Annotated in this window: 11 protein-coding genes; 10 read left to right on the forward strand and 1 reads right to left on the reverse strand. The window is 64.3% G+C overall.

Annotation, left to right across the window (positions count from 1 at the left end; genetic code table 11):
• Window positions 1–16 precede the first annotated feature (16 nt).
• Together ACN0RC_RS06715 and ACN0RC_RS06720 are read left to right on the forward strand one after the other, a co-directional pair.
• Complete coding sequence (locus ACN0RC_RS06715) at window positions 17–1,432, forward strand: nucleoside hydrolase-like domain-containing protein (protein ID WP_417510053.1); 1,416 nt, start codon at window positions 17–19, stop codon at window positions 1,430–1,432.
• The gene (locus ACN0RC_RS06720) at window positions 1,429–4,197 is read left to right on the forward strand and encodes a family 78 glycoside hydrolase catalytic domain (protein WP_417510055.1); all 2,769 of its coding nucleotides are present in this window, start codon (window positions 1,429–1,431) and stop codon (window positions 4,195–4,197) included. The genes ACN0RC_RS06715 and ACN0RC_RS06720 overlap by 4 nt, the downstream gene beginning before the upstream one ends.
• Before the next feature lie 424 nt (window positions 4,198–4,621).
• On the opposite strand, the gene folE is transcribed toward ACN0RC_RS06720, so the two are convergent.
• The gene (gene folE / locus ACN0RC_RS06725) at window positions 4,622–5,248 is read right to left on the reverse strand and encodes a GTP cyclohydrolase I (RefSeq protein WP_417510057.1); all 627 of its coding nucleotides are present in this window, start codon (window positions 5,246–5,248) and stop codon (window positions 4,622–4,624) included.
• Between the two features lie 177 nt (window positions 5,249–5,425).
• Between folE and ACN0RC_RS06730 the strand changes: the two genes are divergently transcribed.
• From ACN0RC_RS06730 to ACN0RC_RS06765, 8 genes are all read left to right on the forward strand, one after another.
• Window positions 5,426–6,313 carry a methylenetetrahydrofolate reductase gene (locus ACN0RC_RS06730; RefSeq protein ID WP_417510059.1) on the forward strand — a complete coding sequence of 296 codons (888 nt, stop codon included), beginning with the start codon at window positions 5,426–5,428 and terminating at the stop codon, window positions 6,311–6,313.
• A gap of 48 nt (window positions 6,314–6,361) precedes the next feature.
• On the forward strand, window positions 6,362–7,246 hold the full coding sequence (gene purU, locus ACN0RC_RS06735; protein ID WP_417510061.1) for a formyltetrahydrofolate deformylase: 885 nt from the start codon (window positions 6,362–6,364) through the stop codon (window positions 7,244–7,246).
• A gap of 166 nt (window positions 7,247–7,412) precedes the next feature.
• Window positions 7,413–8,168, forward strand: coding sequence for an ABC transporter ATP-binding protein (locus ACN0RC_RS06740; protein WP_417510063.1), 756 nt, complete (start codon window positions 7,413–7,415; stop codon window positions 8,166–8,168).
• Window positions 8,155–8,865 carry an ABC transporter ATP-binding protein gene (locus tag ACN0RC_RS06745; RefSeq protein WP_417510065.1) on the forward strand — a complete coding sequence of 237 codons (711 nt, stop codon included), beginning with the start codon at window positions 8,155–8,157 and terminating at the stop codon, window positions 8,863–8,865. Before ACN0RC_RS06740 ends, ACN0RC_RS06745 begins: the two co-directional genes overlap by 14 nt.
• Window positions 8,866–8,868: 3 nt before the next feature.
• Window positions 8,869–9,750: a branched-chain amino acid ABC transporter permease gene (locus ACN0RC_RS06750; RefSeq protein ID WP_417510067.1), complete on the forward strand. Its 882-nt coding sequence runs from the start codon at window positions 8,869–8,871 to the stop codon at window positions 9,748–9,750.
• Window positions 9,750–10,748, forward strand: a complete 999-nt coding sequence (locus ACN0RC_RS06755) for a branched-chain amino acid ABC transporter permease (protein ID WP_417510068.1) — start codon at window positions 9,750–9,752, stop codon at window positions 10,746–10,748. The genes ACN0RC_RS06750 and ACN0RC_RS06755 overlap by 1 nt, the downstream gene beginning before the upstream one ends.
• Window positions 10,745–12,010, forward strand: a complete 1,266-nt coding sequence (locus ACN0RC_RS06760) for an ABC transporter substrate-binding protein (RefSeq protein ID WP_417510070.1) — start codon at window positions 10,745–10,747, stop codon at window positions 12,008–12,010. Before ACN0RC_RS06755 ends, ACN0RC_RS06760 begins: the two co-directional genes overlap by 4 nt.
• Before the next feature lie 167 nt (window positions 12,011–12,177).
• Window positions 12,178–12,801, forward strand: a complete 624-nt coding sequence (locus ACN0RC_RS06765; RefSeq protein ID WP_417510072.1) for a PadR family transcriptional regulator — start codon at window positions 12,178–12,180, stop codon at window positions 12,799–12,801.
• Window positions 12,802–12,887 lie beyond the last annotated feature (86 nt).

The raw sequence follows: 12,887 nt of genomic DNA on the forward strand, positions 1-12,887 counted from the left end.
CCCTGAGGAGACAGTCGTGACCACCGCACCCGCACGCCTCATCGTCACGACCGACCCCGAGTTGGACGATCTCAACTCGATGTTGCGTCTGCTGCTCTACAGCAACGAGATCGACATCGCCGCCCTGGTCTACTCAGCCAGCCGGTTCCACCACCGTGGCGATCTGGCTCGCGCCGTCGCGGCAAACCGGTGGCCCTCGGCGGGTGATCGTATGCACATCGACCAGGCGGTTGATGCCTACGAAGCTGCGTATGACAATCTTGTGCGCCACGACCCTCGTTATCCGCGGCCAGCCGATCTGCGCGCGATCATCGCGGAGGGCAACATCGATGACGCAGGCGACACCCGGAACCCCACCGCGGGATCGGACCTTGTCAAGGCCGTGCTGTTGAGCAAGGCCCCTGGACGGGTGTTCGCCCAAGCCTGGGGAGGAACCAACACCATCGCTCGGGCACTCATGTCTATCGAGCAGGAGTTCCGGGACACCGACCGATGGGAAGAGATCTACGGTCTCGTCGTCGGTCGCACCGTCATCACCAGCTTTGCAGAGCAAGACGACACGTTCGCGGACTACATTCGGCCCACCTGGCCGGAGTTGGAGTTCCGCGACGTAGCGACCGCAGCGTGGGGCTATTTCGCCTGGGACGTCGTCCCAGACGACGCGAAGCACTATCTCACCGCCGAGTGGACACGAGACAACGTTTCGACGGTCGGTCCGCTGGGGCGCGCATACCGCGTGTGGGGCGACGGCAAGCAGATGGCAGCCGGGTTCGATCCTGAGGATTACTTCGGCGTCCCCGGCGCCACCCCCGAAAGCCTCGTTGCACAGGGCTACGCACTCTGGGCGCCCCTCCGACCTGACGGCGCCTGGATCTCCGAAGGTGATTCCTCGAACTTTGCGATGCACATCGACAACGGACTGCGCAACGCCGAGCACCCCACGTTCGGAGGCTGGGGCGGTCGGCTCGAACGCGATGAGAACGACCCGCACCGCTGGAACAGCGTGGGTCAAGTGCCGTGGTCGCCAGGGGCGGCGGTGGTCGACGCAGGAGAGGTCGCGCAGTGGTTCGGCGCCTACCAGAGGGACTTCGCCGCACGACTGCGGTGGAGCGTGACGCCAGAATTCGCTGACGCCAACCACGCACCCCGCATCCTCGCCACGCAGACAGACATCAGCGTCTCTCCAGGCCAGCGGGTCGTGCTTCCGTTCGCAGTCGAAGACCCGGACGGCGACGACGTGTCGGTTACTGCTTGGCAAGAACTGGATTACGCGTGCGAGGTGGAAGTCTCGCCCCACGAACTGATCGTCACCATTCCAGTCGATGCACCCGAGGCCAACATTCACATAATTGTCCAAGCAACCGACAGCGGCACCCCAGCGCTCACCGGGTACGCGCGTTTCGTACTCAGCGTGCATAAGGACGCTCTGTGAGCACTGCCGTGCATGTCGGAACGGTCGCCGCTGAGCACCGACACGATTCGCCGTTCATCGCCACCAATCGGCCCCGCCTCTCATGGATCGTCGCCGCCGCACCGGCCGGGTGGAGCCAGATGACGGCCGAGGTCCGGCTAGACGGCGAGCGGGTTGCGAGCCTCAGGGGCGCGGACCACACGCTCGTGCAGTGGCCTTTCGCTCCGCTCTCGGACGATCGCACCCATGCCGTCGAGGTACGCGTGGCAGACGCATCCGGATCCTTCTCGGAGTGGAGTGATCCCCTCGAGCTGAGGCTGGCGTCAGTGGTTGCATGGTCGGCACCCTTCATCGGGCTCGACAGCCCTGACCGCCCGGCACAGCCCGTCCTCCTCTCCCACGCGTTTCGCACCGACCGCCAGGTCGTCTCAGCGCTCGCGCACGTGTCGGCCTTCGGCATCGCCGAAGTCGCGATCAACGGATCGGTCATCGACGACTCGGTCCTCGGTCCCGGGTGGACCAGCTACGACAACCGGGTGCTTCACGACACCGTCGACGTACTTGCCCCGCTCGGCGCGAACCCCTCCCACACGATCGAGGTCCGGCTCACGGGGGGCTGGTTCACAGAGGAGTACGGCTTCGGTCCGACGGGTGCACGCGTCTACGGAGAGCAGCCCTCGGTCGCCATCGAACTGCATCTCCGCTACGCCGACGGCGGCAGCGAGGTCATCCGCACCGATCCCACGTGGTCCGCTACGGGTGATTGGCAGATCGTGGCGTCGGGCATCTATGCAGGCGAGACCGTCGACCTCCGCCGCCGACCCGGGGCGGGAACCCCCGCACGGATCCTCCAGTCGGGCGTAGTGCCCGAGGCCCGCACCTTGGAACCCGTCCGGCGTATCGAGGAGGTCGTGCCGGTCGCGATCGAGCGGATGCCGTCAGGGACGCACCGGCTCGACTTCGGCCAGAACCTCGTGGGTCGCCTGCGGCTGTCGGTGGACGGTCCGGCAGACACCGAGATCGTGGTGCGTCACGCCGAAGTTCTCGAGGATGACGAACTCGGCACCAGGCCATTGCGCCGGGCGGCCGCGACGGACCGGTTCGTCTTGAACGGAGGTCCGCACGTCCTGGAGCCGATGGGTACCTTCCACGGTTTCCGCTACGCCGAGATCAGCGGTTGGCCCGGAGAACTCGGCCTCGACAGCGTGCGCGCGCTGGTGCTCCACAACGACATGCGCCGGACCGGCTGGTTCGAGTCATCGAACGAGCTTCTCAACCGCCTTCACGAGAACGTGGTCTGGTCCATGCGAGGCAACTTCCTCTCGGTGCCGACCGATTGCCCGCAACGCGACGAGCGGATGGGGTGGACCGGAGACGTGCAGGTCTTCGCCCCCACTGCAGCGACCCTGTACGACAGCCGCGCGTTCCTCGGCAACTGGCTTAGCGACCTCGCCTTCGAGCAGGGCAAGCGCGACGGAGTCGTTCCCTTCGTCGTGCCGGACGTCCTGCGTTACCCCGTAGGGCCGACTGCCGCCTGGGGGGACGCCGCCACCGTGGTGCCGAGCGTTCTTGCGGAGCGCTTCGGAGACGAGGGCGTGCTGAGGGATCAGTTCGACAGCATGAGAGCGTGGGTGGACAGCATCCTGGCCGTGGTCGGTGCCGACGGGCTGTGGGAAGGTCACATCCAGCTCGGCGATTGGCTGGACCCGGAGGCGCCCCCCGACAATCCGGGCGCCGCCAAGGTTCCCTCCGACATCGTGGCGACGGCGCATCTGTTCCGCTCAGCCGATCTTGTGGCGCGCGCCGCTGACCGCCTCGGTCGCGACGATCTCGCTGCTGAGTATGCGCAGATAGCCGAACGTACTCGTTCAGCATTTCTCGCCACCTACGTCACACCCGCCGGACGGATGACTGCAGATGCGCCGACGGCCTATGCGCTGGCACTTTCTTTCGGCATCGCCACCGATCCGGTTCAGCGCGAGCAGCTGGGCGATCGCCTCGCACAGGTGTCGCGCCGTCACGCCTTCCACATCGCGACAGGTTTCGTCGGCACACCCCTGCTGCTCGACGCACTGATCGACACGGGCCATGCCGACATCGCGGGGCGCCTGCTTCTGCAGACCGGCCTCCCTTCATGGCTGTACCCCGTCACGATGGGCGCGACCACGGTCTGGGAACGCTGGGACTCGATGCTGCCCGACGGCTCAATCAACCCGGGCGAGATGACCTCGTTCAACCACTATGCCTTCGGGGCCGTCGTCGACTGGCTTTATCGCCGCCTCGTCGGCATCGCACCAGCATCGCCGGCCTATCGGCGAATCCGCTTCGCGCCGACACCGCTGCAGGGCCTCGACCGAGCCGGTGCGACTGTCGACACGCCGTCTGGGAGGGTCATGGGGGGCTGGGAGCGCGAGGTCGACACCCTCCGGTTCCACCTGACTGTCCCGGTGCATGCGACCGCCGAAGTCGTGCTGCCCGACGGCAGGTGTCTGGGCGTCGGTGCCGGCTCCCACAGCTGGATCATCAGCCTCGCAACTGTTCCGCCCGCGCCGCACCCCTCAATCGAGTCGAGCTTCCGGGATATCGCTGACGATCCGGAGGCACTCGCCGCGGTGCTCGGCGTACTCCGCGCGCACGATCCCGCCTATGAAGCACTAGTCAGGCGCCGCATCGACTGGAACGTCACCGACCCGCTGCCGGCGGGACTGTTCGACATGCCTCCGCAGCTGTTCGGCACGATCGCACAAGCGCTTGGAGAGTTGACCCTGGGCCGCGCGGCGAAGTGATCGCGGTCGGGAGATGGCTCTGTCTTATGTCGTGAAGGGTGCAGGCGCAGTCTCATGTTCCGGCGACAGCATCCGATTCGGTCGGGTCCACCAAAGGGATCTGCCACGCGCCGGCTGCGGGTGGCGACGCACTGCACGCGGGCAGAAGCTCATAGGGAGGCCGGTTTGTCGCGGTGCTCGCCGGGTAAACGCGTGAGAAAGAACGTGTCGCATTCGGTGCCGTTCGGCACAACCCCGAAAGGTCGACTTCCGCGAGATCCCGGGCGTGGAAAGCCCTGCACAGCCCGGAAATGACACTGGATGCGGGTTCAAATCCCTCCGTCTCCGCCATGTGATGTCTCAGGACATCGTGAACGGCTGAACCCCCGGTTTCGGGGGTTCAGCCGTTTTTGCGTTGGTAGCTGGGGGCATCGATGCCGCAGCGTCAGAGGTCGCGAGTCTCGCGAAGCGCCAGCTGCAATGCGACCGCGGAGATATCGCCGAGCCGGGCGATCGTCACCGCACGCGAATCTGCGGCGGTGGGAGCTGCGTGCGCGACGCATCCGTGCGTAGCCTGCACGCGAACCATCACGCCATGAGGCTGAAGAACCGACATGACCGCTCCGGCGATATCCATTCCGAAGCGTTCCTGAAGCTGTGGGCGGCGGGCCGCTGATTCGACCACCGCCGCGATTCTGCTCAGGCCGGCGATTCGCTGATCCGGTGCGTAGAAAACGTCCGCTGTGCCCATGAACGGCAACAGGTGATGTTCGCACACCGAGGTGAAGCGGATCCCCGTGAGCGCCACTAGATCACCGGTCTCGTCCGTGCTCAGGTTGGCCAGTGGTGTGCCCAAGGCGGTGGCGGGGTCCACGCCGATTCCAGAGAACAAGTCGGAGAACATGCCGGCTACGCGCGAGGGGGTGCGGGCGAGTTCGGGGCGATCCGGGTCTTCCCCGACGGCAACCAGCAACTGGCGCACCGCCGCGATTGCGTCTGCTCGGTTGACGGACCGTTGTGGCGAGTCGCAGATCGGTCCGCTCTCGACCGTCGCCTCGGTGACTGACAGCATCCGGCACTCTCCACTCTCACGCGACATTGCGATCCCCCGAGAGTACCTATGAGCATAGTGATTGGCAAGCCGGATCGAAGTTCCGAGCCGAGATCAATACCTATTGTCATTACCTATCGGGATAGGTATAGTCGAATTCGCGCGACGTTGCGCTACCCCACACGGAAAGGCCCGCCCGTGGCACACATCACCCCCGCTAATCAGTCAGCCGCAGTGAAGCTCGTGGAGAACTTCTCCCTGGAGATGACCGGGAAAGATGTCCCGGGGCTCGAAGAGGCGCGCGATGCGATCCCGCAGGGCTCGAAGATCAATGTCACGTTCCTCGGCAATGAGGATCTGGAGATGCGCGTCAGCGCGTCGAAGGCCGTTCGAGACTTCGGTTTCGTGCCTGTTCCCCACATCTCGGCGCGACGTTTGTCGTCGCAGGGCCAGCTGGAAGAGTTCCTCGGTCGGCTGCAAGAGGTGGGCGCGACTGATCACGTGTTCTCGGTCGGCGGTGACCCGGCCACGCCGGAAGGTCCTTACGACTCAGCGCTCGCTCTGATCGAGACGGGCCTGCTGCAGCGCTACGGAGTCAAGGAAGTGTCGATCGCCGGATATCCGGAGGGGCATCCCGACATCAAGAGCGATGTGCTGTGGCGCCACCTCGAAGCGAAGTCGGCGGCGCTGAAGGAGCAGGGGCTGAACGCGGTGATTCTGACGCAGTTCGCGTTCGACACCGACCCGGTGATGGAGTGGATCACCGCCGTCCGCGACCGGGGGATCGATTCGCAGATCCGCATCGGAACGCCGGGACCTGCAGGCATCAAGAGGCTGCTCGGATTCGCGCGCCGATTCGGAATCGGCGCCAACGCGATGATCGTGAAGAAGTATGGGTTCTCGCTCACGAACTTGATGGGAACGGCGGGCCCGGACACTTTCGTGAACGACCTCGCGGTGCTGCTCGCCGACCCCGAGACCGCCGCACGAACCGGTGGGGTCGAGAACACCAAGTTGCACTTCTACACATTCGGAGGGCTCAAGGCCACAGCCGACTGGGCGAACCAGTTCACCGCACGGTCCTGAATCGACGCGATTGTCGTGAAACCGCACAATGACTACGGAGCCAGCCGAATGACCCACACCGTCGAATCACTCATCGATCACGCGTGCCTCGTCGTGCATGGTCCAGACCGGCAGGGGCTGGTCGCGGCGATCACTGCGCTGATCACCAGAAACAGTGGCAACATCATGTCGCTTGATCAGTACTCCGACAACGCCGAGGCTGCGGAGTTCTTTCAGCGGGTGGTGTTCCATCGGGAGGATCTGAAGGTGGCGATCGAGGAGATCGAGGAGGATCTGGCCACGACGCTCACACCCTTCGGTGTGGAATGGACGCTCACCGATCAGTCCATCCCCAAGCGCATGGCGATCCTCGCATCCACTTCTGACCACTGTCTGCTCGAACTGCTCTGGCGACACCGCAGGGGCGAGTTGCCCGTGACGATCCCGATGGTGATCTCCAACCACACGAACGTCGCAGAAGACGTGCGCTCGTTCGGGATCCCGTTCTTCCATGTCCCGTCGCAGGGCGCGGACAAGTCAGCGGCCGAGGCACGGATTCTCGAGCTGTTGAAGGGGAATGTCGACTTCGTCGTGCTGGCGCGATACATGCAGATCATCAGCGAGGACTTCCTCGACGAGGTCGCGGCTCCCATCATCAACATTCACCACTCGTTCCTGCCCGCTTTCATCGGGGCCGCCCCCTATCGGAAGGCTCGCGAGCGAGGTGTCAAGCTGATCGGCGCGACATCGCATTACGTGACTAAGGAGCTCGACGAGGGCCCGATCATCGAGCAGGACATTGCTCGGGTCAACCATGCGATGACGGCCGCCGACCTGCAAGCCCGCGGCGCCTACGTCGAACGCGCTGTCCTCTCCAGAGCCGTGCAGTGGCATGCCGAAGATCGCGTCATTCGTAAGGGAAACCAGACCATAGTCTTCACTGATCGGCCCTAGTCGATCCGAGGAATTGCCTATTGTCATTACCTATCGGCGTAGGTATGCTCATCTCGAGAACGGCCTTTCCGAGGGAATCAAGAAAGTCCCGCCGTCCCACCCCGTACGCTGAACCCACGCAATGACGCGAAAGGTGAGCATGGCCGCTCAACTGACCCTAGAGAATGTGAGCCTGCAGTTCGCAGGCATCAAGGTATTGCAAGAGGTCGCGTTCACCGCAGAGCCTGGACAGATCCTCGGGCTCGTGGGACCGAATGGCGCGGGCAAGACCTCGCTGTTCAATTGCATCAGCGGCCACTACCGCCCGAGCGCGGGATCGATCATGATCGATGGCGCGGAGGTCGGCGGATCCCGTCCTGCAACTCTGGCGAAACGAGGGCTTGCCCGAACATTCCAGCATCCTGCGTTGCAGCTGCACGAGACGGTGTTGGAGAACGTGCTGCTCGGGGCGCACACGCGACTTCCGGGTGGTGCTGCAGAGTGGTCTCTACGCCTGCCGCGCACGTCTCGCTCGGAGCGAGCTCTGCGTGAGGAAGCTTTGGGTCTTTTGGAGCGCAACGGCTTGGGATGGGCGGCGGATCTGCAGGCGGATGAGCTCTCGCACGGTCTGCACAAGGGAATCGAGCTGTGTCGGGCGCTGATGATGAAACCGCGACTTCTGCTGCTGGATGAGCCCGCCGCTGGGTTGCCGCACGCCGAGGTCGAGCAGCTCATCGCCACCGTGCGTCGACTGCGCGACGAAGACGATATGACCGTTGTCATCGTCGAGCACCACATGGGGCTCATCGCTGCCCTCACGGACCGGGTCGTCGTGCTCGATCACGGACGCAAGCTCATGGAAGGGACTGCCGCCGAGGCGCAGTCCGACCCGAGAGTCATCGAGGCCTACATCGGAAAGGAAGTCACCGATGACGCTGCTTGAGCTCACTGACGTCACCGCGTTCTATGGGCCCGTCCAGGTGCTCGAGGGTGTCTCCCTGAGCGTTCCTGAAGCAGGAGCGGTGGGAATCCTCGGCGCAAACGGTGCCGGAAAGACCACCACGCTGCGTGCCATCAGCGGCACGGTCCGCGCGGGCGGGAGTATTCGCTTCGACGGCAAAGACATTCGCGGGATGCGACCTGATCAAGTGGCAGGAATCGGCATCGCGCACGTTCCGGAAGGGCGGGGGACGCTCGGCGACCTCACCGTCCGGGAGAATCTCCGTGTCGGAGCGTACACGCGCAAGGACCGCAAGGGGATCGCGGCGGACATCGACTATTGCCTCGACCTGTTCCCCCAGCTGGAACAGCGAATCCGCTCGAACGCGTCGGCATTGTCTGGCGGAGAACAGCAGATGCTGGCGGTGGCGCGTGCATTCATGGCAAGACCACGACTGCTTCTGCTGGATGAGGCATCGCTCGGACTTGCACCGAGCACGGCGAAGAACGTGTTCGCGTCGATTCAGCGCCTGCGCGTCGAATCGGGGATCTCGATGGTCGTCGTCGAGCAGAATGCGAATCTGGCTTTCACACTTGTCGATTCGGCAACAGTGCTCGAGACAGGGCGCAGCGTGCTGACGGGGCCAACGGCGGAACTCAAAGGCATGGACGCGATCCGCCGCGCGTATCTGGGAGGCTGACTCGTGGGGAGTTTCATTCAGCTCGTCATCGACGGGCTCTCGGCCGGCTCGATCTACGGGGCGCTTGCTCTGGCGATCGTACTGGTGAATCAGGCGACAGGAATGATCAACTTCGCCCAGGGCGGACTTGCCGTGCTTTCGGCGTACATCGCGTGGCAGCTGACGCAGTTCGGACTGCCGCTCATCCTCGCGATCGTCGCATCGATCGCCGTGTCGTTCGTGATCGGGGCGGTCGTCGAGAGATACCTGATCCGAAAGTTCGAGGGCGGGGACTCCGATACCGCGGTTGTCGTCACGATCGGCTTGCTGACCCTCATCACTGGCGTGTGCGCATGGATCTGGACGTACAACAACACGCTGTTCCCCTCACTGTTCCCGCTGGATACGGTCACGGTTGCCGGTGCCGTCATCAGTGTGCGTTCGCTGGGAACGATCCTCGTGGTCCTGGTGATCATGGGTCTACTGCAGGCGCTGTTCCGCGGTACGAAGCTCGGTCTTGCGTTGCGGGCGGTCTCGATCAGCCCGCAGTCCGCGGCGTACTCAGGCATGCATGTCGGACGTTTGCTGATGGTGGGATGGGGGCTGGCGGCAGCACTGGGAGCCGTCGCCGGCGCGCTGGTCGCGCCTGCGCTGACGCTGACTCCGGGCATGATGGACACCGCTCTCGTGTACGCACTCGCGGCGGTGATCATCGGCGGTCTGTCGAGTCCGATCGGAGCCGTCGTCGCGGCATGGATGATCGGAGTGCTGGAGAATCTGGCTGCGGTGTACGTGCCGTTCATCGGACACGATCTGAAGATCGCCGTACCGTTCCTGCTCATCTTCTTCATCCTCATCATCCGACCCCAGGGCCTGTTCGGCCGGAAAGCCGTGGTTCGCGTCTGATGTCTGCTACACCGATCTTCTTCCGCAAGCCCTGGGTCCGCAGGGCGGGTATCGCTCTCCTCGTCGCCCTGATGATCGTGCTGCCGCTGGTTCTGCCAGAGTTCGCGAACACGACCCTCGCTCGCATCGGAGTGTTCGCTGTCGCCGTGCTCGGCCTCAACCTCCTGATGGGGTACGCCGGCACCGTTTCGCTCGGTCAGATCTTCTTCCTCGGCCTGGGCGCGTACGTCACCGCCTACGGGGTCGCGCAGGGCTGGAACGTTGTCATCGTGTTCGCGCTCGCGTGTCTGATCCCCGCGGCTGTGGGCCTGCTCGTCGCGCTCGCCGCTGCGCGGTTGGGCGGCCTCGCGATTGCGATGGTCACTATCGCACTGCCGATCGTCGGCGTGCCGCTTGCAAAACGTCTGTCTGAGTTCACCGGTGGCTCGCAGGGCGTGTCTGCACGGTTCACTTCCGCTCCGGAGTGGACGGGGCTGTATGACGACCAGTGGAAGCTGTACATTGTGCTCGTCATCGCGGGTATGGCGTTCCTGCTCACCCGCAACCTCGTCCACGGCAAGTACGGACGGGCGTTCGCGATCGTGAAGGGCAATGAGTCCGTTGCGGCCTCGATGGGGATCTCGCCCTACCGGTACAAGGTTCTCGCGTTCACGCTGGCTTCGCTTCTCGGTGGCGTGAGCGGGTTCCTCTACATGGTCGTCGTTCAGTACACCTCTCCTGAGACCCTCAGCTTCGGGCATTCCATCACGCTGGTCGCGTCGATGGTGATCGGAGGAGCTGGCAGCATCGTCGGTTCACTGCTCGGCGGGGTGTATTACGTGCTCGCGCCGCAGGTGACGAACATCATCGATCCCAGCCTTACCGCAGCGCTCCAGGGCGCGATCCTGCTCCTCGTGCTGTTCGTCCTGCCCGGTGGCCTTGTCTCGCTCCCGCGGGTGTGGCGCCGGCGACGGGCATCATCCACCCACCCACACAGTAGAGAGAGGCAAGACACATGAGTACACACCGCAGTAAGACACGGGCGATCTCGATCGTCGCCGGGCTGGGCATCGTCGCCCTGCTCGCAGCCGGATGTACCCGAGGCGGAGACAGCGGGGGAGATGGTGGCGAGGATGCCGCGGCATCCAGCCCTGGCATCACCGACGACTCGATCACCCTCGGCATCACCACCCCGCTGTCCGGCGCGACCGCCGGGCCCGGCACCTGCACGGTTGCCGGCATCACTGCCTACTTCGGCGCGAAGAACGCCGAAGGGGGTATCGAGTTCGGAGACGGAAAGACCCGCACAGTCGAGATCGAGGCGCTCGATGACGCCTACGACCCGCAGAAGGCCGCGGCGAACTTCGAGCAGCTCAAGGACAGCGTCTTCGCGATGACAGCGGGACTCGGTACACCGACGAACCGCGCGTGGCGAGAGGCAGCGATCGATGACGAGGTGCCGCAGGCGCTGGTCATGACGGGGGACCCGATCTTCAGCGATGCTGAGCAGAGCCCATGGCAGCTCGGCTTCGTGCCGATCTACCAGAACGAGGGGCAGGCTTTCGGCGAGCTGTTGGCGTCGTCATCCGACGACCACAAGGTGGCGATCCTCTCGCAGAACGACGACTTCGGAGAGGGCTACGTCGAAGGATTCAAGAAGGGCATCGAGGGCGCCGACAACATCGAGGTTGTGAAGGAGCTCACGTACGAGGCCACAGACACCTCTGTGGATGCTCAACTCACCGAACTCGCCGCGACCGGTGCCGATGTGTTCGTGAACGCGATGTCCATCACCCCGCTGGTGATCTCGTCGCTCCAGAAGGCGCAGGAGCTCGGGTGGCTGCCCAGCTGGTTCCTGCCCTCGAACACCTCCAGCCCGGGCGCGATCCTCGAGCCCGGTGGGGCAGCGGCCTTCCCCGGCGTGTACACGGTCGCGTTCGCGCAGTCCGCGAGCGCGCCGACCTTCGCCGACGATGAAGATGGCGCTGCCTTCCTCTCGGAGCTGAAGGAGTACGCCGACTACCCCGAGACTCCGGCGTTCCCGCACTGCGTGTGGTCGTACCAGGTCGGGGCGACGTTGGAACAGGTGTTCGCCAAGATGACCGAGCCCACGCGTGCGGACTTCATGACGCAGCTCCGTTCGATCAGCGACTACACCGCACCTCTCATGCTTGAGGGTGCCGTCGTCGACACCACCGAAGAGGGGCTCCCCGCCGTCTCGTCGGTTGTCGTGCAGAAGTACAACGGCAAGGGGTACGCATCGGTGGACACGTGGGAGTAGCCCGACACTGACGCGAGGGCGTTCGCCCCGTGAGCTGATCCCTGGAAGAACGATCGATGACCTCGATTCGGCTTCCAGGGGTCAGCGCCGCGGCGACGGCGCATATCCCTACGGGTATCGTGATGGAGGTCTCCCACCGCAGGGGACCAAAGCAGAAAAGGAGTCCGATGAGTCTGCGCATGGCCTTGCTCGCAATCCTTCGGGTCGGGCCGTTATCGGGCTACGAACTCGCCAAGCAGTTCTCTGGGTCTGTCGGGCACGTCTGGTACGCGCCGGATTCGCAGATCTATCCCGAGCTGCGACGCATGGAGGCAGGCGGACTCGTCGCCGCTGAGGAGCAGGCTCGCGGCGAGCGGGGCACCCGCCGCCTCTACCACGTCACAGATCTCGGGCAGTCGACCTTCCTCGAGTGGATGTCCGCTCCGTTGGAGTACCAGCGATTCCGCGACCCCGCGCGCCTACGCGCGGCGTATCTCGAAGCCGCTACCCCCGAGGCAGTGCGCGACTTCATGCACAGACACATCATCGAGTGGACGAACGAACTGGCGCAGTTCGAGGATCAGATACGCCAGACGGATGAGCTGACCAGTCCGATGCTCGTCCGTCGGCTCGCGGTCACGGCACCTGGGGACTACGAGCGGACCAGAGCGTACAAGCGCTTTGCCTACGAAGGGCTCGTGAATCGAGCGCGCGTGGAGATCGAGTGGGCGCAGCAGGGGCTCGCGCTGCTGGAACGGCTCGATGGAGAGCATCCGGTGATCGTTCCATCGCCGGATGCGGCTGCACGGTAATCACACGAAGATTGCGGTGATCACACGAAATTCCATTTACCTCTAGACATAGGTAAATGCGTAGTCATATGATGGCACTCACAACC

The sequence above is a fragment of the Microbacterium sp. genome, assembly GCF_048259935.1.
Classification (GTDB): Bacteria; Actinomycetota; Actinomycetes; order Actinomycetales; family Microbacteriaceae; genus Microbacterium.

Excerpts from the sequence above, each read along its gene's own strand:
- folE (WP_417510057.1), bottom strand. The coding sequence starts at position 5,248 with ATGCTGTCAGTCACCGAGGCGACGGTCGAGAGCGGACCGATCTGCGAC.
- purU (WP_417510061.1), top strand. The coding sequence starts at position 6,362 with ATGACCCACACCGTCGAATCACTCATCGATCACGCGTGCCTCGTCGTG.
- ACN0RC_RS06745 (WP_417510065.1), top strand. The coding sequence starts at position 8,155 with ATGACGCTGCTTGAGCTCACTGACGTCACCGCGTTCTATGGGCCCGTC.
- ACN0RC_RS06755 (WP_417510068.1), top strand. The coding sequence starts at position 9,750 with ATGTCTGCTACACCGATCTTCTTCCGCAAGCCCTGGGTCCGCAGGGCG.
- ACN0RC_RS06760 (WP_417510070.1), top strand. The coding sequence starts at position 10,745 with ATGAGTACACACCGCAGTAAGACACGGGCGATCTCGATCGTCGCCGGG.
- ACN0RC_RS06765 (WP_417510072.1), top strand. The coding sequence starts at position 12,178 with ATGAGTCTGCGCATGGCCTTGCTCGCAATCCTTCGGGTCGGGCCGTTA.